General features: G+C 63.7%; 18 protein-coding genes, 1 tRNA gene and 2 pseudogenes. 7 read left to right on the forward strand and 14 right to left on the reverse strand.

Annotation, left to right across the window (positions count from 1 at the left end; all coding sequences use genetic code 11):
• The 3 genes and pseudogenes from dctP to E4487_RS19410 all read right to left on the reverse strand — a co-directional run.
• A pseudogene (gene dctP, locus E4487_RS19400) lies at nt 1–588 on the reverse strand (C4-dicarboxylate TRAP substrate-binding protein DctP); the annotation flags it as partial.
• A 306-nt stretch (nt 589–894) separates the two neighbouring features.
• The gene (locus tag E4487_RS19405) at nt 895–2,280 is read right to left on the reverse strand and encodes a sigma-54 dependent transcriptional regulator (protein WP_150606956.1); all 1,386 of its coding nucleotides are present in this window, start codon (nt 2,278–2,280) and stop codon (nt 895–897) included.
• Nucleotides 2,277–4,088: an ATP-binding protein gene (locus E4487_RS19410; RefSeq protein WP_150606954.1), complete on the reverse strand. Its 1,812-nt coding sequence runs from the start codon at nt 4,086–4,088 to the stop codon at nt 2,277–2,279. Before E4487_RS19410 ends, E4487_RS19405 begins: the two co-directional genes overlap by 4 nt.
• A 232-nt stretch (nt 4,089–4,320) precedes the next feature.
• On the opposite strand from E4487_RS19410, the pseudogene E4487_RS24960 reads away from it, so the two are divergent.
• A pseudogene (locus E4487_RS24960) lies at nt 4,321–5,082 on the forward strand (Tar ligand binding domain-containing protein); the annotation flags it as partial.
• A gap of 135 nt (nt 5,083–5,217) precedes the next feature.
• Nucleotides 5,218–5,946, forward strand: a complete 729-nt coding sequence (locus E4487_RS24965) for a methyl-accepting chemotaxis protein (protein WP_373921548.1) — start codon at nt 5,218–5,220, stop codon at nt 5,944–5,946.
• A 45-nt stretch (nt 5,947–5,991) separates the two neighbouring features.
• On the opposite strand, the gene rfbD is transcribed toward E4487_RS24965, so the two are convergent.
• The 11 genes from rfbD to E4487_RS19470 all read right to left on the reverse strand — a co-directional run bounded on the left by rfbD (nt 5,992) and on the right by E4487_RS19470 (nt 15,782).
• Entirely contained in the window at nt 5,992–6,855 is an 864-nt protein-coding gene (gene rfbD, locus E4487_RS19420) for a dTDP-4-dehydrorhamnose reductase (protein WP_175254152.1), read from the reverse strand.
• Nucleotides 6,852–7,400, reverse strand: a complete 549-nt coding sequence (rfbC, locus tag E4487_RS19425) for a dTDP-4-dehydrorhamnose 3,5-epimerase (protein WP_037055341.1) — start codon at nt 7,398–7,400, stop codon at nt 6,852–6,854. The genes rfbD and rfbC overlap by 4 nt, the downstream gene beginning before the upstream one ends.
• Entirely contained in the window at nt 7,397–8,269 is an 873-nt protein-coding gene (rfbA, locus tag E4487_RS19430; RefSeq protein WP_175254153.1) for a glucose-1-phosphate thymidylyltransferase RfbA, read from the reverse strand. The genes rfbC and rfbA overlap by 4 nt, the downstream gene beginning before the upstream one ends.
• 9 nt (nt 8,270–8,278) lie before the next feature.
• Nucleotides 8,279–9,340 (reverse strand): dTDP-glucose 4,6-dehydratase, encoded by a 1,062-nt coding sequence (gene rfbB / locus E4487_RS19435; RefSeq protein WP_175254154.1) that lies wholly within the window; start codon nt 9,338–9,340, stop codon nt 8,279–8,281.
• A gap of 121 nt (nt 9,341–9,461) precedes the next feature.
• A tRNA-Thr gene (locus E4487_RS19440) sits at nt 9,462–9,537 on the reverse strand.
• Nucleotides 9,538–9,830: 293 nt separating this feature from the next.
• A complete protein-coding gene (locus tag E4487_RS19445; protein ID WP_175254155.1) occupies nt 9,831–11,045 on the reverse strand; it encodes a methyltransferase in 1,215 nt (404 codons plus the stop codon).
• Nucleotides 11,046–11,094: 49 nt separating this feature from the next.
• Nucleotides 11,095–11,784, reverse strand: a complete 690-nt coding sequence (locus E4487_RS19450) for an ABC transporter permease (RefSeq protein ID WP_047586493.1) — start codon at nt 11,782–11,784, stop codon at nt 11,095–11,097.
• Nucleotides 11,781–12,476: an ABC transporter permease gene (locus E4487_RS19455; protein ID WP_175254156.1), complete on the reverse strand. Its 696-nt coding sequence runs from the start codon at nt 12,474–12,476 to the stop codon at nt 11,781–11,783. The genes E4487_RS19450 and E4487_RS19455 overlap by 4 nt, the downstream gene beginning before the upstream one ends.
• 54 nt (nt 12,477–12,530) lie before the next feature.
• Nucleotides 12,531–13,283 (reverse strand): ABC transporter substrate-binding protein, encoded by a 753-nt coding sequence (locus tag E4487_RS19460; RefSeq protein ID WP_047586557.1) that lies wholly within the window; start codon nt 13,281–13,283, stop codon nt 12,531–12,533.
• Nucleotides 13,284–13,298: 15 nt separating this feature from the next.
• Nucleotides 13,299–14,072, reverse strand: a complete 774-nt coding sequence (locus E4487_RS19465) for an ABC transporter ATP-binding protein (protein WP_037055322.1) — start codon at nt 14,070–14,072, stop codon at nt 13,299–13,301.
• 696 nt (nt 14,073–14,768) lie between these two features.
• Nucleotides 14,769–15,782 (reverse strand): hypothetical protein, encoded by a 1,014-nt coding sequence (locus E4487_RS19470; RefSeq protein WP_175254157.1) that lies wholly within the window; start codon nt 15,780–15,782, stop codon nt 14,769–14,771.
• A 352-nt stretch (nt 15,783–16,134) separates the two neighbouring features.
• On the opposite strand from E4487_RS19470, the gene E4487_RS19475 reads away from it, so the two are divergent.
• From E4487_RS19475 to E4487_RS19495, 5 genes are all read left to right on the forward strand, one after another.
• A complete protein-coding gene (locus tag E4487_RS19475) occupies nt 16,135–16,374 on the forward strand; it encodes a hypothetical protein (protein ID WP_175254158.1) in 240 nt (79 codons plus the stop codon).
• A gap of 184 nt (nt 16,375–16,558) precedes the next feature.
• Complete coding sequence (locus E4487_RS19480; RefSeq protein WP_175254159.1) at nt 16,559–17,107, forward strand: recombinase family protein; 549 nt, start codon at nt 16,559–16,561, stop codon at nt 17,105–17,107.
• A gap of 233 nt (nt 17,108–17,340) precedes the next feature.
• Complete coding sequence (locus tag E4487_RS19485) at nt 17,341–17,580, forward strand: hypothetical protein (RefSeq protein WP_175254160.1); 240 nt, start codon at nt 17,341–17,343, stop codon at nt 17,578–17,580.
• A 299-nt stretch (nt 17,581–17,879) separates the two neighbouring features.
• Nucleotides 17,880–18,122 (forward strand): hypothetical protein, encoded by a 243-nt coding sequence (locus E4487_RS19490; protein ID WP_175254161.1) that lies wholly within the window; start codon nt 17,880–17,882, stop codon nt 18,120–18,122.
• A gap of 89 nt (nt 18,123–18,211) precedes the next feature.
• Complete coding sequence (locus E4487_RS19495; RefSeq protein WP_175254162.1) at nt 18,212–19,111, forward strand: ParB N-terminal domain-containing protein; 900 nt, start codon at nt 18,212–18,214, stop codon at nt 19,109–19,111.
• The last annotated feature ends 81 nt before the right edge of the window (nt 19,112–19,192 follow it).

Raw genomic sequence — 19,192 nt, forward strand, 5'->3', positions numbered from 1 at the left:
GTAGACCTCGGCGAAGCTCATCTTGCGCGGGTTGGCGCGCACGGCCTTGAACTGCTCTTCCAGTACGGCGGAAGCCTGTACGCGGAACTTCAGGCCACGGGCGTCCTTCGGCTCGCGCAGCGGCTTGTTGGCCGACAGCTGCTTGAGACCGTTGTGCCAGTAGGCCAGGCCGGTGATGCCCTTGTCGGTCATGGAGGTCAGCAGCTTCTGGCCTTCCGGACCTTTCTGGAAGCGATCGACCGCAGCCATGTCGTCGAACAGGAACGGCAGGTCGAATACCTGCAGTTGCTTGGTGTAATGCTCGAACTTGGCTAGGGACGGGGCAATGATCTGCACGTCACCGAGCAGCAGCGCTTCCATTTCCTTGCCGTCGCCGAACAGCGAGGAGTTCGGGTAGACCTCGACCTTGACCTTGTCGCCCAGGCGCTCTTCAGCCAGTTGCTTGAACAGCATGGCACCCTGGCCCTTCGGGGTGTGCTCGGCAACGACGTGGGAGAACTTGATGACGATCGGGTCGGCGGCGTGAACGACGCCAGCGATGGACAGGGACAGGGCGCAAGCCAGCGCCTTGGCAGTCAGTTTGAACATGCGGATGCTTCCTCTTGTTGTGTTTATCGCATTGGCGCCGGGGCGCTGCTGACGAACAGACAAGAGCAAGTCTAGGCGGCTTGGAGAAAAACGCCGGTGGCGTCAGCGAGGCCTGGACTTGTACTTGTGGGTTCGCTTGGGGCAAGTCTAGAGCAACCCTTGTGCCAGGCCTCTGTGGCAGGCGCATGACAAGCGCGCAGAAGCCCATCGCCAGCGGCCTCGATGGCCTCTGGCCAAGCGTGGCCGGGGGCTTTCGAGGCGCTTGCGGCGCTGTCGGGGCGGACGAATCTGGCGGTTTGCCGCCAGTCAGTCGAAATCCTCTGGCGAGCTTCCGCCAGCGCCGGAGAAATTCAGGCCGTGCTTGCGCAGTTTGTCGTGCAGGGTCTTGCGCGGCACGCCCAGGGCTTCGGCCAGGCTGCGCAGCGAACCGTGCGGGCGGCTCAGCTCGGCGGCGATCAAGGCACGCTCGAAGGCTTCCACCTGTTCGCTGAGGCCGCCGTTGACCGGCGGCAGGTTCGGCGCGTTGCTGTCCAGCGCCAGTTCCAGGCCGAGGGCGAAGCGTTCGGCGGCATTCTGCAGTTCGCGCACGTTGCCCGGCCATGGATGCCTCAGCAGCAGCGCGCGCTGCCCGGGCTGCAGCTCGCGCGAGGCCAGGGCGTGGCGTGCGGCGGCGCCATCGGCGAAGTGCTGGAACAGCAGCAGGGCATCTTCGCCGCGCTCGCGCAGTGGCGGAATGGACAGCGGTGCGACATTCAGGCGGTAGTAGAGGTCGGCCCGGAAACGCCCGGCATCGGCGGCCTGGCGCAGGTCTTCCTTGGTCGCGGCGATGACGCGGATATCCAGCGGGATCAACTGGTTGCCGCCGAGGCGTTCGACCACGCGCTCCTGCAGCAGGCGCAGCAACTTGACCTGCACGTCCAGGCTCATGCTCTCGATCTCGTCGAGGAACAGGGTGCCGCCGTTGGCGAACTCGAACTTGCCGATGCGGCGTTTCTGCGCCCCGGTGAAGGCCCCGGCCTCATGGCCGAACAGCTCGCTTTCGACCACCGATTCGGCCAGCGCCCCCGCGTTGATGGCGACGAAGGGGCCGTTGCGGCGGTTGGACAGGTCGTGCAGGGCGCGCGCCACCACCTCCTTGCCGGCACCCGTCTCGCCGAGGATCAGCACATCGGTGGCGATGCCGGCGAGGGCGCCGATCTGTTCACGCAGGCGGTGCATGGCCGCCGACTGGCCGACCAGGCGGCTGGCCAGCTGCTGGCGGTCGGTCAGCGCCATGCGCAGGCTGCGGTTGTCCAGGACCAGGCGGCGCAGTTCGAGTGCCCGGCGCACGCTGTCGAGCAGGTCATCGTTGGCGAATGGCTTCTCCAGGAAGTCATAGGCGCCCGCGCGCATCGCCTGCACGGCCAGCGGCACGTCGCCGTGGCCTGTGATCAGCAGCACCGGCAGTTCGGCATCGCGTTCACGCAGTTGCTGCAGCAGCTCCAGGCCATCGATGCCAGGCATGCGGATGTCGCTGACCACCACGCCTGGCCAGCCGGCCGGAATGCGCGCGGCCAGGCCCTGGGCATTGCCCAGGCTGAGGACCTTGAACCCGGCCAGATCCAGCGTCTGGCTGAGCGCCTGGCGCAGATGGGCGTCGTCGTCGATCAGCAATACCTGGATGCGGCTGTCGATGGCGCTGTCGCTGGTCATGGCGAGGGGTCCTCTGAAGGTTGCAGGTTGACGCCTGGGGTGGCCAGGCGCAGGCGCAGGGTGATCAGCGCGCCGCCAGCCGGATGATTGGCCAGCAGCAGCTCGCCGTCCAGGGCGCGTACCAGGCTTTCGCAGATCGCCAGGCCGAGGCCCAGGCCCTGGGCGCTGGTCTTGGTGGTGAAGAAGGGTTCGCGGGCACGCGCCAGGGATTCGGCGGAGAACCCCGGACCGTTGTCGCGCAGCAGCAGGTCGAGATGGTCGGCCTGCTGCTCGACGCTGATCCAGATCCGCCGTGGCGGCGCCTTGTCGACCAGGGCATCGAGGGCATTGCCCAGCAGGTTGCCGAGCACCTGGCGCAGCCGGGTCTCGCCGGCCTGGACCCACAGCGTGGCGTCCGGCAGGTCGCGTATCAGCTCGACATCCATGCTTCTGCGCCGCTTGGCCAGCAGCGACAGGGCATCGTCCAGCGCGGGCTGCAGGGCGACGCGCTCGGGCGCATGGCGGTCGCGCCGGGCGAAGGCGCGCAGGTGAGCGATGATCGACGCCATGCGCTCGGTCAGTTCGCTGATCAGCCTGAGGTTGGCGCGGGCGTCGTCACTGCGCTGGTGGTCGAGCAGGGTGCTGGCGTTCTCGGCGTAGCTGCGGATCGCGCCCAGCGGCTGATTGAGTTCGTGGCTGATGCTGGCGCTCATGGTGCCGAGCGCGGACAGCTTGCCGGCCTGCACCAGTTCGTCCTGGGCGCGTACCAGCTCCTGCTGGGCCTGCTCGCGCTCCAGCACTTCCTGCTTGAGGCGGCTGTTGAGCAGTTCCAGGTCCTGGGTGCGTTCGGTCACCCGTTGCTCCAGGTCCGCCTTGGTCTGGGTGTCGAAGGCGATGCGTTCGAGGTAGTGGCGACGGCGTTGCATCATCAGGCCGAGCAGCAGCAACAGGGCCAGCAGGGCGGCGGCGCCGACGGCCACGGCAGTACGCACCGGGCGGTCGAGCAGGATGTGCGGGGCGAGGATGCTCACTGTCCAGCCGGTCTCATCGAGGGCACGGCTCTGCGTCAGCCAGGCGCCCGGGTCGAGGTCCAGCACCGGCGGCGCCTGCGTGGGGTAGGGCTGGTTGGCGGCGATCGCCAGTTGCTCGGCGCGGTCCAGCGGGCGGCTGGCGTGAAAGCGCCAGTCCGGGCGCGAGGTGAGGATCACCACGCCATTGATGTCGGTCACCATCAGCTGCTCCGGGGTGTTGCCCCACAGCGTTTCGGTGTGGTCCAGGTCGACCTTGACCACCAGTGCGCCGATGTTGCGCTCGCCATCGCGTACCGGGTAGGCGAAGTAGTAGCCGCGCTTGCCGGAGGTGGTGCCCAGGCCGAAGAAACGCCCCAGGCGCCCGGCCAGTGCCTCGCGAAAATAGGGGCGGAAGGCGAAGTTGCCCGCGACGAAGCTGTCGGACTGGTCCCAGTTGGAGGCCGCCAGGGTGATGCCGCGCGGATTCATCAGGTAGATCACGTCGGCCCCGGTCTGCTTGCGGATGCGCGCCAGCAGGCGGTTGGCGTCGTCCAGCGCGGCCGGGTCCTGCGGTGCATAGAGGGCGGCGCGCAGCCCCGGCAGGTCGCCGAGGATCTGCGGCAGCACCTCGTAGCGGCGCAGGGTGCCGAGCAGGTTGGCCACGTACAGGTCCAGCGTCTGGCGGTTCTGCTCGGTGAGCACGCCGCGGTAGTAGCGTTCGGCGAGAAAGTGCACCGGCCACAGCAGAGGCGCCAGCAGCAGGGCCAGCAGCAACAGGCTGCGCCAGCGGAGACGACGGGGATGGGGAGGCCTGGGCATGGAAGATGACTGTTGAAGGTGGGCGGGCGATGGTCGGTGCAGAATTCAGGATATGGTCGATACTGTAACGTAGCGCCATCGGTAAGTGCGCGTGTTCGTGGCCCGGCGAGGTCGGGTCGCGTGCCTCTGCTGCCGAGAGGATGCCTGTTGTCTGGTGGTGCCAGGGATCCATGGGCCACCCGTTGCGCTCCGCAGGGACGATACATGCGCGTTGTCCTGCAGGAGAACAGCCATGCTGTCACGACTCACCGTTCGTATGCGTTTGTTGTTCCTCGCGCTGCTGCCATTGGTGGTGCTGGTGTTGGTGATCGGCATGGCGGTGAACAACGCCAGTCGGCTGAACCAGAGCTTCGAGGAACTGTTCAAGGACCGGATGCAACCGGTCAGCCAGCTCAAGGTCTTCGCCGACGCCTACGCGGTGACCATCGTCGACTCCCTGCACAAATACCGCGCCGAACTCTTCGACGAGGCCAAGCTGCGCGAGGCCCTGGCCTCGGCCCGCCAACGCGGCGACCAGGCCTGGAAGGCCTACCTGGCGACCAACATGACCGCGGACGAAAAGGCCAGGGTCGAACGGGTGCGCGTCGACCTGCAGCAGGTGCAGCAACTGGTGGACCAGTACATGGGCAAACTCGATGGCGGCCAGCTGCGGGCGATCGAGCCGCGCAGCTTCAACCGCGAGCTGTACGGCACCTTCGATCCGCTCGGCAGCGAGCTGGAGCAACTGATCGCCCTGCAGCTCAGCGAGGGGGAAAAGCTCGGGGTTCGTACCGGTGAGCTGTACCAGTCGATGCGCAATACCTTCATCGGCATCGGTGTGGTCGCGCTGCTGCTGGTGCTGCTGGTGGCCCTGGTGATCGGCCTGTCGATCATCCGTCCACTGTCGGCCCTGCGCGGTGTGATCAGCGAGGTGCAGGAGAACGCCAACCTGACCCTGCGGGCCAGCGCCGATGGTCGCGACGAGGTCGCCGACACGGCGCGGGCCTTCAATACCCTGCTCGAACATCAGCAGGCGTTGATCCGCCACCTGACCGAGACCGCCACCCAGCTGGCTGCGGCTGCCGAGGAAATGAGCGCGATCAGTGCCCAGGCCAGCCAGGCCGCGACCAGCCAGGGCGACCAGACCAACATGGTGGCCACGGCGGTGCACGAGATGAGCGTGGCGGTGCAGGAGGTGGCGCAGAATGCGCAGAGCATGGCTGGCGCAGCGGCGGGTGCCAACCGCGAGGCGCGCCAGGGGCGCGATCTGGTACAGGCCAACCTGAACGCCATTCGCGGCCTGTCCTCGTCGGTGGACGAGGCCGGCAAGGTGATCGACAGCCTGCACAGCCAGAGTGACGAGATCAGCAAGGTGCTGGGCGTGATCCAGAGCATCGCCGAGCAGACCAACCTGCTGGCGCTCAACGCCGCCATCGAGGCGGCGCGTGCGGGCGAGGCCGGGCGTGGCTTCGCCGTGGTGGCCGACGAGGTGCGGGCACTGGCCAGCAATACCCAGAAGGCCACCGAGTCGATCCGCAGCATGATCGAGGGCTTGCAGAGCGGCGCACGCAGTGCGGTCAGCGCCATGCAGCAGTCGCGCGAGCAGGCGCAGAACAGCGTCAGCCACGCCAAGGAGGCCGACGAGGTGCTCAATCACATCGCGCTCGCCATCGAGGGCATTGCCGACGGCAACGTGCAGATATCGGCCGCCACCGAGGAGCAGACGGCGGTGGCCAGCGAGATCAGCCAGAACATCAACGGGCTCAACGACAGCATCGGCGAGGTGGTCAACGGTGCCGAGCAGAGCTCACTGGCCAGCCGCGATCTCGCGCAACTGGCCAGTGGTCTGCAGCAGCAGATTCAGCGCTTCACCGCCTAGGGCAGGGGTGAATGGGCCTGTGCTGGGTGGCCTTGCGCAGAAGCTCTAGGGCGTTTCACCCAGGCACTGTTGCAGTGCCTGGCGCCAGTCGGCCAGGCGCAGGTTCCAGTCGCGCGCCAGGCGCGTGCCGTCCAGGCACGAGTTGAGCGGACGGCGGGCCGGGGTCGGGTAGTCGCTGCTGGGGATCGGCAGCAGCCTGGCGCAGGGCTTGCCGGCGGTGCGCAGGTGCTCGGCGATGGCCTGAGCGAAGCCGAACCAGCTGGTCTGGCCCTGGTTGGTCAGGTGATAGGTGCCCCAGTGGCGATTGCCCTGCTGCCAGGCCTGGATCAGCTCGGCGCTGGCTGCCGCGATGCTGCCGGCCCAGGTCGGGGCGCCGATCTGATCGTCGACCACCTTCAACTCCTCGCGCTCCTGCAGCAGGCGCTGCATGGTCAGCAGGAAGTTGCGCCCGTGGCGCGAGTAGACCCAGCTGGTGCGCAGGATCAGGTGCTCGCAGCCGCTGGCGGCCACGGCCTGCTCGCCGGCCAGCTTGCTTGCGCCGTATACGCCGAGCGGATTGCTGGCATCGTCTTCCTGGTACGCGCCGTTCTTGCTGCCATCGAAGACGTAATCGGTAGAGTAGTGGATCAGCGGGATACCCAGCTCTGCGCAGGCCTTGGCCATGGCGCCTGGGGCTTCGGCGTTGACGGCGAAGGCGCGCTCGGGCTCCTGCTCGGCCAGGTCCACGGCCGTGTAGGCGGCGGCGTTGATCAGCAGTTGCGGGCTTTCACGCAGGATCGTCTCGCGCAGGCTGGCGGGTTGCTCCAGATCGAAGGCCTGGCGTCCCAGGCTCAGCAGCTGGTGATCGGCGAGTGCGTGCTGCAGGGCTTGGGCAACCTGGCCGGTGTGGCCGCTGAGCAGAATCTTCATGCGAAGGTCTCGGCCTCGCTCAGGCTCACGCCCTGCTGGTCCTTGAGCGACAGCTGTGGCGTCAGGCCGTCGAGCGGCCAGTCGATGGCCAGTTGCGCGTCATCCCAGTAGATGCAGCGTTCGTGGGCCGGTGCGTAGTAGTCAGTGGTCTTGTAGAGGAACTCGGCGTAGTCGCTCAGCACCAGGAAGCCATGGGCGAAACCCTCGGGTACCCAGAGCTGGCGCTTGTTCTCGGCCGACAGGTGTACGCCGACCCATTTGCCGAAATTCGCCGAGCTGCGGCGCACGTCCACGGCCACGTCGTAGACCTCGCCGGCGCTGACCCGCACCAGCTTGCCCTGGGCCTGCTGCAGTTGATAGTGCAGGCCGCGCAGCACACCGCGCGCCGAGCGCGAGTGATTGTCCTGCACGAAGTCGCGCTGCAGGCCGGTGGCCTCGGCAAAGCGCCTGGCATTGAAACTCTCGAAGAAGAAGCCGCGTTCGTCACCGAACACCTGGGGCTCCAGGATCAGCACTTCCGGCAGTGCGGTCTCGATCACCTTCACTGCGATTCCTCCGCCAGTTTGTACAGGTATTGGCCGTAGCCGGTCTTGCCCAGCGCCTTGGCGCACCTCAGCAGCTGGTCCCGGTCGATCCAGCCCTGCTGGTAGGCGATCTCCTCGAGGCAGGCGACTTTCAGGCCCTGGCGCTTTTCCACCGTCTGCACGTACTGCGAGGCGTCGATCAGGCTGTCGTGGGTGCCGGTGTCGAGCCAGGCGAAGCCACGGCCGAAACGCTCCACGCGCAGATCGCCACGGGCCAGGTAGGCGTTGTTGACGTCGGTGATCTCCAGTTCGCCACGTGCCGATGGCTTGACGGCCTTGGCGATGCGCACCACGTCGTTGTCATAGAAGTACAGGCCGGTCACGGCGAAGCTCGATTTCGGCTTGGCCGGTTTCTCCTCGATCGACAGGGCGTTGCCAGCGGCATCGAACTCCACCACGCCAAAGCGCTCGGGGTCGCTGACCCAGTAGCCGAACACGGTGGCGCCGCTGTCGTGGCTGGCGGCACGCAGCAGCATCTCGGTGAAGCGCTGGCCGTGGAAGATGTTGTCGCCGAGGATCAGGCACACCGAGTCACTGCCGATGAACGACTCGCCGATCAGGAAGGCCTGGGCCAGACCGTCGGGCGAGGGTTGTTCGGCGTACTGCAAGGTGATGCCGAACTGGCTGCCGTCGCCGAGCATCTTGCTGAAATTCGGCAGGTCCTCGGGGGTGGAGATGATCAGGATCTCGCGGATGCCGGCGAGCATCAGCACCGACAGCGGGTAGTAGATCATCGGCTTGTCGTAGATCGGCAGCAGCTGCTTGGACACGCCGAGGGTAATGGGGTGCAGACGCGTGCCGGAGCCGCCGGCGAGGATGATGCCTTTCATTGAGACTCCTTAAAGTGCGCCGAGCCGCTGGCCCTGATAGCTGCCATCCTGCACGCGGCGGCACCAGTCGAGGTTGTCCAGGTACCACTGCACCGTCTTGCGCAGGCCGCTGGCGAAGGTTTCCTCTGGTACCCAACCCAGCTCGCGCTCGATCTTGCTGGCGTCGATGGCGTAGCGCAGGTCATGACCGGGGCGATCCTGCACGTAGGTGATCAGCTCCTCGTAGCGGGCAATGCCGGCCGGTTTCTGCGGCGCCAGTTCTTCCAGCAGCGCGCAGATGGCATGCACCACGTCGAGATTCTTCTGCTCGTTGTGCCCGCCAATGTTGTAGGTCTCGCCCACCTGGCCCTCGCTGACCACCTTGAGCAGCGCGTGGGCGTGGTCTTCGACATAGAGCCAGTCGCGCACCTGCTGGCCATTCCCGTAGACCGGCAGTGGTTTGCCGGCCAGGGCGTTGAGGATCATCAGCGGGATGAGCTTCTCGGGGAAGTGGTACGGGCCGTAGTTGTTCGAGCAGTTGGAGATCAGCACCGGCAGGCCATAGGTGCGCAGCCAGGCGCGCACCAGGTGGTCGGACGCCGCCTTGCTGGCCGAGTACGGGGAGCTGGGTGCGTAGGGCGTGGTCTCGCTGAACAGGTCGTCGACGCCGTGCAGGTCGCCGTACACCTCGTCGGTTGAGATGTGGTGGAAGCGGAAGGCGGCCTGGCGTTCGGCATCGAGCCCGAGCCAGTAGCTGCGGACACTTTCCAGCAGGCTGTAGGTGCCGACGATGTTGGTCTGGATGAATGCGGCGGGGCCGTCGATGGAGCGGTCGACATGTGATTCTGCAGCCAGGTGCATCACGGCATCCGGCTGGAACTCGGCCAGCGTCACGGCGACCTGTTCGCTATCGGCGATGTCCGCCTGCACGAAACGGTAGCGCGGGCTGTCGGCGACTGTCTCCAGCGACTCCAGGTTGCCGGCATAGGTCAGCTTGTCGAGGTTGAGCACCTCGTGATCAGTCTGCCGGATCAGGTGGCGAATCAGGGCCGAGCCGATGAAACCGGCACCGCCGGTGATCAGGATGCGCATACATCTACCTCGTGCTCTTGCAGTGGCTCCTGCCAGCTGCATGTGGAGCCGAAGCCGCTATAGAAGACTGGTCGCTGTAAAACAAAAAAGGCCTGCATGAGAGCAGGCCTTTGATACTAAATGGTGCCGGCACCAGGAGTCGAACCCGGGACCTACTGATTACAAGTCAGTTGCTCTACCAGCTGAGCTATACCGGCTTAGTGGGGGCGCCATTATATCCATTCGTCGGCACGAGTAAAGCCACCTTCAAGCCGCATGTTTACGGGCCTGGCTATCAGCAGCGGTTCTTTTATGCACAAAGAGAAGGCATCGCCGAGCAGTACGCACCGCTGCTGTGCGCTTCGTCACGGTTTTTCGCAAGTCTTTGTTTTTCTGCAACTTATTTTTGTGGTCGAAAAATAGCCAGATGTCCGCAGGGCAATTCCCTCGGGTGCTGGGTGCTTTTGCCCAGAAAGCATCAACAGAGTTATCCACAGCTTCTGTGTGCAACTCAGGCGTGCTCGGCGACCAGCAGCAGGTTGCGTGGAGTCAGCTGGTAGTCGCAGAAGCTGCCCAGCTTCACGTCATAGCCCTGCTCCTGCAGGTACAGGGCGCGATCGAGCAGCAGCCAGAGCTCCAGCGGGCGACGGAACAGGTTGCGCAGCAGTTCGAGGTTGCGCACCTCGGCCAGGCGTTGCCAGCCGCGGGCCTCCAGTGCCTGCCAGTCCTGCTCGCCGGGAGCGGGTACCTCACGCAGTGCGGCCAGGTCCTGGCAGAAGCTGGCGAACGGCTTGCTGAACCACTCACTGGGCAGCGAGGGGGTCGGCAGGTACTCGTCGACGCCCCTGAGCTGGCGTTGCAGCAGGTCGAAGGCCAGGCGCCAGGCCATCGACTGATTGCGCTGGCGACGTACGCGGGCGCCCGCCGTCACGGTTTCGCTGAGCGGCAGGCCGAGGTCGTCACGTGACAGGCGCAGCGCCGATGCCTGCGCCACCTGCGACAGGGCCTGGTAGTGCGAGGCGGCAATGCGGTTGTAGCAGCAGGGTGCGACCGCCAGCTGTGTACAGCCTTTCTGCCTGGCCAGTTGCAGCAGGCGTACGTGGAGGTCGCCGCAGGCATGCAGGGCGACGGGCGTCTGTCCGGCATCGAGTCGCTCGACGAAGTCGTCGCGGAGCACATCCTGATGCAGATGCGCCGCCTGCACGCCCAGGCGGCGGCTGAGCAGGTCACCGGCCTGCACCAGCGCCGGGTCGTACTCCAGGCACGTCAGTCGTTGCTCGTCCTGGGTCAGCCAGCGACCGAGATGGCCCTTGCCCGAGCACCAGTCGAGCCAGTGGCGCGGGCGCTGGTCGAACGACAGGTGGCTGGCGAAGGCCTGGATCTGCGCCATCTTGCGCCCGGGGACATCGACGCCGAACGCGTGCGAGCGCTGTGTGCCGGCCGCGTTCGGCAGTTCGCCCAGGGCGCTCAGCTGGCGCGCCTGGCGCGCCAGCTCGGCGAAGGGCGCGGGTGCTGCGAGCTGGTAGGGGGCGTTGTCGGCGGCCTCTGCCTGCTCCAGCGAGCGGCCGCGCAACCAGTTGGCGAGCTCGGGGAGCTGGCTCTCCCAGGGCAGTTGCAGGTGATGAAACGGCCTGGGGCGCCACAGGTCCTGGTGCTGCAGGAGGAAGCCGTCCAGTGCCTGGAAGCGGATGAGCAGGTCGCCGGAGGTGAGGAAGGGCTCTGACATGATGCTCGTGACGGGCGAGGGGCCGTCCGCAAAGGACGGCCCGAACGGCTCAGCGACCCTGGCAGGCGTCGACGCGCAGCCAGCGTTCCAGCAGGCGGAAGGCCCTTACCAGAACAAAGGCGATGGCCAGGTAGAACAGGCCGGCCGCGAAGAAGATCTCGACCGGCAGGTAGGTGCGGGCAATGATGGTGCGCGCCATGCCGGTCAGTTCCAGCAGGGTGACGGTGCTGGCCAGGGCGCTGGCCTTGAGCATCAGGATCACTTCGTTGCTGTAGGCCGGCAAGCCGATGCGCGCGGCGCGCGGCAGGATGATGTAGAACATCGCCTGCGCCCGTGACATGCCCAGTGCACGGGCGGCCTCGACCTCGCCCTGCGGCACGGCCTGGATGGCGCCGCGCAGGATCTCGGCAATGTAGGCCGCGGTATGCAGGGTCATGGTGATGATTGCGCACCAGTAGGGGTCACGCAGGTAGGGCCAGAGCGGGCCATGGCGCACGGCATCGAACTGCGCCAGGCCGTAGTAGACCAGAAACAGCTGCACCAGCAGCGGCGTGCCACGGAAGAAGAAGATGTAGCCGTAGGGCAGGGCGCGCACGTACCAGTGCTTGGACGCGCGGGCGATGCCCATGGGCAATGCGACGATCAGGCCGGCCACGACGGCAATGGCCACCAGTTCGAGTGTCAGCAGCGCGCCTTCGGACAGGCGCGGCAGCCATTTGATGATGACTTCCCAGTTCATGAGGCGCTCCGGACGAAGCCACGGCTAGCGCGCTTCTCGAGGAAATGCAGGCCGATCATGGCGAGAACGGTCAGGCCCAGGTAGATGAAGGCGGCGACCATATAGAAGGTGAAGGGCTCCTTGCTCGCGGTCACGGCGATCTGCGAGCGGCGCATGATCTCTTCCAGGCCGATCACCGAGACCAGTGCGGTGTCCTTCATCAGGATCATGAACAGGTTGCCCAGGCCGGGCAGGGCGATGCGCCACATCTGCGGCAGGACCAGCTTCCAGAGAATCCGCCCGCTGGACATGCCCAGTGCCTGGCCCGCTTCGCGGTGGCCTTTGGGGATGGCGAGGATGGCGCCGCGGAACACTTCGGTGGCATAGGCACCAAAACACAGGCCGAGGGCGATGGTGCCCGCAGCGAAGGCGGAAAGCTCGAGGCTCTCGATGCCAAGCAGGTCGGCCAGGCTGCGCATCAGGCCGACGGTGCCGAAATAGATCAGCAGCACCCAGAGCAGCTCGGGCACGCCGCGCACGATGGTGGAGTAGCTGCCGCCGAGCCACTGCAGTGGCTTGTACGGCGAAGTCTTGGCCAGCGCACCCAGCAGGCCCAGCACCAGACCGACCGACAGCGCGGACAGCGCCAGTTTGACGGTCATCAGGGTGCCGGCGGCCAGGGCGGGGCCGAATCCGTGGAGTTCGAAAATCATCGGAGGGCTCGGGCAGTTGCGCCGCCGCCTGGGCGGCGCAATGCCTTCAGGTCATCAATAGATGCTGAACGGGAAGTACTTGTCGTTGATCTGCTTGTAGGTGCCGTCTTCGATGATGGCTTGCAGAGCGGTGTTCAGCTTCTCGCGCAGCGGGTCGCCCTTGCGCACGGCGATGCCGATCTTGTCGTTGTCGAATACCGGGTCGCCCTTGAACTCGAAGTCCTTGCCGGCATCGCTCTTGAGCCATTCCCAGTTGACGAAGGTGTCGGCCAGCACGCCATCGAGACGGCCGGAGGCCAGGTCGAGGTAGGCGTTTTCCTGGGTGTCATACAGCTTGATGTCGACGACCTTGCCGAGGTTGTCTTCCAGCCAGGTGCCGGCGATGGTGGCGCGCTGGGCACCAATCACCTTGCCCTTGAGGCTGGCTTCGTCGGTCTTGAAGTCGGCGGACTTGGGTGCGATGAACTGCAGCTTGTTGGTGTAGTACGCATCGGTGAAGTCGACGGCCTGCTTGCGCTCGTCGGTGATCGACATGGAGGCGATCAGGAAGTCGAACTTCTTGGCGTTCAGGGCCGGGATGATGCCGTCCCAGTCGGAGGTAACCACTTCGCACTCGGCTTTCATCTTGGCGCACAGTGCCTGGCCGATTTCCACGTCGAAGCCGGTGACCTTGCCGCTGGCGTCGATCAGGTTGAAGGGCGGGTAGGCGCCTTCGGTGCCGAGTTTCAGTTTGTCAGCGGCGACAGCGCTGGTGCCGAAGGCCAGAGTGGCGGCCGCGGCCAGCAGGATCTTCTTATAGTTCTGCATGCATGTTGCTCCGTGTTAGCGATTGCTGGACATGAATTGTTTACAGCGTGCCGATTGCGGGTTTTCGAACACCTGGGCGGGTGGCCCCTGCTCCTCGACCAGGCCCTGGTGGAGGAACACCACCTCGCTGGACACCTGGCGAGCGAAACTCATTTCGTGGGTAACCAGCAGCATGGTGCGACCCTCGTCGGCAAGCGCGCGAATCACATTAAGCACTTCTTGTACCATCTCCGGGTCGAGGGCCGAAGTCGGTTCATCGAAGAGGATCACCTTCGGTTGCATGGCCAGGGTGCGGGCGATGGCTGCACGCTGCTGCTGGCCGCCGGAAAGCTGGTTGGGATAGACATGACGCTTGTCGGCGATGCCGACCTTGGCCAGCAGCGCCTCGGCCACCTCGGTGGCTTCGGCCTTGCTCTGGCCCAGTACGCGGCGCGGCGCCTCGATGATGTTGTCGAGCACGCTCATGTGCGGCCACAGATTGAAATTCTGGAAGACGAAGCCGATCTCGCTGCGCAGGCGGTTGATCTGCTTGTTGTCGGCGGCGATCAGGTCGCCGTTCTTCGCGGCCTTGAGCTTGAGCTCCTCGCCAGCGACGAAGATCTGACCCTCGTGCGGGTTTTCCAGCAGGTTGATGCAGCGCAGGAAGGTGGACTTGCCGGAGCCGGAAGAACCGAGGATGGAGATGACGTCACCGTCCCTGGCCGTCAGGGAAATGCCCTTGAGCACTTCGAGATCGCCGTAGCGTTTGTGCAGGTTGCGGATTTCCAGCGCGGGCGTCGCCTCGGCCATGGGGTGTGATCCTCTTCTTCTTCGAATGCGCTCCGGCGTACGGCGGGCCATCCTGGCTGGCGGCCAAGCTAGCATAGCGTTTCCGTGACCGCCAAGCCGTTTGCCGGGCGATAGCAGGTCGCCGGGTCGCAGGTGTCGCCTGGTTACAGTTGCTTGTCGCGCAGGCGAAACAATGGCACGAGAAATTTGCGGGAGGCAGAAAGCAAAAAGCCCCAGCACGTGGCTGAGGCTCTTTGTCATGTATCAGTGGTGCCCAGGGACGGAATCGAACCGCCGAGACACCCTTGATAACCTCAAGCCCCACGCCGTCTGGGCTCTAGCTGCGTGTGAGGGCGGGGATTGTACAACCTTCTTGTACGAAATACCTCTGTGCATGCTCCTATCAATGGGTGTCTTGTCGTGGTGTTGGGGGCCGGCTTTACGCGGAGCCTTAACAAGCACGAGGAGTTCAGCCTAAGAAACAAAAAACCCCGCACATGGCGGGGCTTTGGAGGGGGCAGGGCAGGTCAGGCCGAGCAAGACCAGCCGTTGTGGTAGATGACCTTAAAGCCATCGACCTTCACTCGGCGGTGCTCGTCCCTTTTCTGATCCTGGGACGACTCCAGGGAGCCGCTACGGTCAAGCAACATGCGACTCAGAGGCTCGTCGCGCTCTGATTGGCCTTTGCTCGCAAGCTGCCCAGAAGTTTCACGATATTCAGAGATCATGTGAGTAACCCGTATGGTTATGAACGAGTTGGGGTTCGTTGAGCATTTCGAATTTCTCGCCTCGACGAAGCACCCCTACGTGTGTGCGCCCCCCAACGGTAGCTACGCCGTTGGCGAAACGCTGCATCCCCGACTGGGTATTGACCAAAAGCTCTACAAATTCGACGGCATACTGTGTCGGAAGGTTAGCGAAGTCAATATCAGCCGACGAATCGCGCCACGGGAGGTCTAGCTCTTCCCGCCCGCCTTCAAGCTGAAGGTTATCAGGGATATTCACTCCTGCTTCCTCCAATTGCTCGGTTATTTGTTCGACAGTCTTTTGAGTCCGGGTGTTCAAGGCGGCTGTCACGATGCGGGTAATAGTTTGTTCAATCTGGGCATCGACGCCCATCAGAAGGCGTTCCACGAACTCGGCTTGTCCGCCCCAGCAAGCTCCTGTACCTGTTTCCGTTGTGCTGACGGTCTCTCGAATCACGTCGGGGGCTATCCAGATTTTGAAAAGCCGCCCCCTGTCATCATCCTTTCCATATCCGCCCACAATGAACTGAACGTCAGGGAAGAAAGGCCTCATTTCCTCGTCAGCGTTTACGAAGTCAACCTCTTTCTCCCACTCGCGCCGGACGAACGTCTTGAACTCATTTGCGACCTCTTCAACGGTGTTGAACACCTGGTGGGAGGTTGAGCGTCGGAACCTTGAGGCTATACCAGCAATTGTCACTCCGCAGAGGGTGGCCATGCCTGCTGTAACCGCAGCCACTGAGGTGTCTGCATCCTCGTAAAGGAGAAACATTTTTTGAGCGCCGCTGAACACGTTGGTCACGTAATGTGTCAGGTTGGCGGTAGATATGACCTTATGACCGCTTGCGTCTACGAGTTCGACCCCGTTGGCGTCTCTGGCGAAGCCTGCAGTGCGGAATGAAACGGCGGGCTCGACCACGCTTGAAAGGCTGTCGCAGCCAAGAACAATTGAGTCGTATGTTGCAACAGCTATGTTGATTGTCATTGTGGCTGTCCCTGCGTCGCCTTTTATTTTCTGGCTCCCTTGGGATCATAGCAGCAGGTTTCGGCCTAAATTGGCAAAAATTCTGTTCGTTCTTTTGATATTGGCGACCTGCCTAAGTCCCCCCTCTACCCCCCCCGCCCTCAGCCTTTTACTGTTCGGGCTGCGCCTTGGTGTGTATGGTTCAGGCGCTCCTGCGAGTCATGGTGTCGTTTGGGTATGGCTTTGCAGCTACGGCCCAGCGCGCAAAAATCTGTCCAGCTTTTAGTAAATGTGCTTCTCTATCTTTCCCCCTCCACCGGGGGCCGGTGCTTGCATCGGGCGGCACTGGAACCAGCGGCTCATGGAGACGCCGATGGCCAAGAGAAAGAAGAAAGCGAAGTACAACCCTGACAAGGCGATGTTCAAAAGCAGCATCTACGCGGTCAAGGGAGTCAGGAAGTCTGCCGACAAGAAGGCGGGCATACGTCAGAGGGTAGCGGAGTCCAATGCCTCGATGACGGCCATGGAGAAGGGCAAGAAGATGGCCCTGATTGAGGCATACGCCAAGGAGCATGGGGTTAGCATTACCCAGGCAATGATCCACTTCATGTAGCACGCAACAGCGCTTCACCCCGCAGCGGTGCCCTAATGGCCAACTGCGACCTTCCCTCTATCTCCCAAGCTTCTATTTGAACCACCCCCTAAAGAGACGTGAAGAAGATTTCTATTTGGGGTTGTTTTAATAGTAGAAAACATGGATTCTATAATCATCTAAGACTTCAGATGGAAATACAGGCATGACCACATACATCTACGCCCGCGTATCCACCAACGACCAGGACACCGAAGCGCAAGCCGACTTCCTCAAGGCCAAGTACGCCTATGACCATGTGGTGGAGGACGTCTTCACCGGGACGACCACCGACCGCCCTCGTTTCAAGAAGCTGTTAGCTGAGCTGAAGCAAGGCGACACGTTGATTGTCCGGGAGGTATCCCGCTTGGGACGAAGCAGTGTTGAAGTCTTGGCACTAGCTGAGGACTTGAAGGCCAGGGGCGTCCGCCTCCACATCGACAACCTGGGCATCGACGTGACGACACCAGCCGGGGAAATGGTATTCACCATGATGGCCGGCATGGCAAAGATGGAGCGCGAGCTGATGCTAGAGAGGCAGCGTATAGGCATCGAGAAGGCGAAGCAGGAAGGCAGATACACTGGACGCAAGGCCCTTGACCCGGCGCTGGTTGAAACGGCAAAAAAACTTGTCGCGGAAGGTATGGCAAAGCCCGCTGTTGCTAAGCAACTAAGGATGGGACTGTCCACGCTCTATAAATACCTTGCTGCCTGACTAATGGACTTGCGCGTCATCGAGCTCGACGGCCAGCCGTGGTTCGTCGCCGCCGACGTCTGCGCAGCCCTTTTACCCGGCTTGGATAAAACGAACTACCGTTACGCCCCGAGCCGCGTCGTGGGCTATCTGGACGCTTCCGAGAAAGGGAGCAAAAAGATTGCTAGGCCAAGACTCAGAGTCTTGTCCATGAACCCCTCATTGTCAGCGAGTCGGGCCTGTACAAGCTGGTCATGCGCTCCGACAAGCCCGAGGCCAAAGCCTTCCAGGACTGGGTCACGCGGGTAGTCCTGCCGGCCATCCGCAAGGACGGCGCCTACATCCTGGGCGAGGAGAAGGTAGTCACCGGGGAAATCTCTGAGGACGAACTGATTCTGCGCGCCATGCAGGCCCAGCAGAAGAAGGTCGACTGCCTGGTTCTGGAGCGCGACCGCCTGCAGGCCCACAACGGTTTTTTCCGCCCTGTAGGCTGATTCAGGCCTTTTGCGGCCCTCCCTTGGGCAACCAGCTCCAGCCCCTGCAGGACTCTCCCGGCCATTTACGGCCACCCCTCGTGTAAACAGCGCAATGCACTGCTGGAGGCCGGGAGCTATGTACGGCCAATCTTAGTGAATAGCTACGCATGAGCCCACCAGCTTCACCCCCAGTACCAGGGGAATGCGAAGCGCTGTAGCCACTCCCCAACCACTTCCCAGCGACGACCACGACACCCTGCCCGGAGCACTCCAGGCGGGGCGATGGCGTTCGCTCTATCACCAAGGACTTCGATCCAATGAATACCACCAAGCTGGTGCGCTTGAACCTGCACCTACGCCCCGACCACCTCGACCGACTGACCACCCTGGCCTGTGCCCTGGGCAAGAAGAAGTGCCGCGACACACGCCTGGCTGAAGCCATGGAGCTGGCCCTTACAGCGGGCTTGTCCTGGGAGGACGACGACCTCCTGGACTTGGCCCGTAGCGACCGTGAGGAGCCTCGCTGGCTCGCTCTCGGCCCCATCGTTCGGGCGCGGTGAGGTAGACCATGACGGAAAGACTTCGATCTGTTCCCCTGAGCGCTATCCACACCCACACGACACTGCAGAACCGGAACACGACTGCGTCCATGCGGCGCCAGCGTCGTGAAGCTGAGCAACGGGTCGACCACATCGCCAGGCTGCAGCAGAGCATTGCCGCCAACGGCCTGGAGAAGCCCCTGGAGGTGGTCGCCATGGCTGACCATGAGGCAGCACACACCGGGAAACGATTCTGGCTGGTCGGCGGCCACCACCGCCTGGAGGCCACCAAGCTCCTGGGGCATAAGGAGGTCGCTATCACGCTCCTGGAGGGCCAAGGTCTGCAAGCCGCCAGGCAGCATAGCTACCGACAGAACGCAGAGCTGTTTCGCCAGTTGGAGGATGACCAGCGCATCGACAACGCCTGGCGGGCTATTAACGACCCCAGCTTCAGCACCTTCAGGGACATGACCAACAAGGGGCTGGCCGATACCTTCAACGTCAACTTACGGACAGTCGACCGCCTGCGGGAGCTGCGTCGGCGCTGGGCTGCACGGGAGCAGGACATTGACTATGAAACAGAGCGTAGCAAGGCCAAGGAGGACGGCCAGCGGGGTATCCGGGCCTTCAACCAGGCGTTGGACGACTACTGCAGCCAGAACGCCATGGGGCTGTTCTCGCAGGACTACGGCAGTCTTAAGCGGGAGCTGGGCCGGGGCACCACGGAGGCCGCCATGGAGGAGCGTCAGTTGATTGCACGCACCGTCCCCACCATCGTCCAGGGGCTGAACAGCTTTGGACTGGAGAAGATCGAGTCCATGCGTGCGGCATTGCGAGTTGCTGACGCGATACTCGCCAAGGCTAAAACCTACTACGAAGCCTGCGAACTGGCCGACGTCCGCTTCCTGGACAGCTCCAGCAGCAACCTGGAGCGCTACATCAGGAGCCAGGAGGTGGAACCGATGCTGCACAACGTGCTTGCCCCCATCGACGAGGAATCCGACTTCTGACGGGGCTCCACTTACGACCGCTGTAGGACGACTGAGTCGTAAGTAAGTCAGCGGGACGATTGCGGCAGGGATTGCGTCGAT

The organism is Pseudomonas sp. BMW13, assembly GCF_013357275.1.
Taxonomy (GTDB): domain Bacteria; phylum Pseudomonadota; class Gammaproteobacteria; order Pseudomonadales; family Pseudomonadaceae; genus Aquipseudomonas; species Aquipseudomonas khazarica.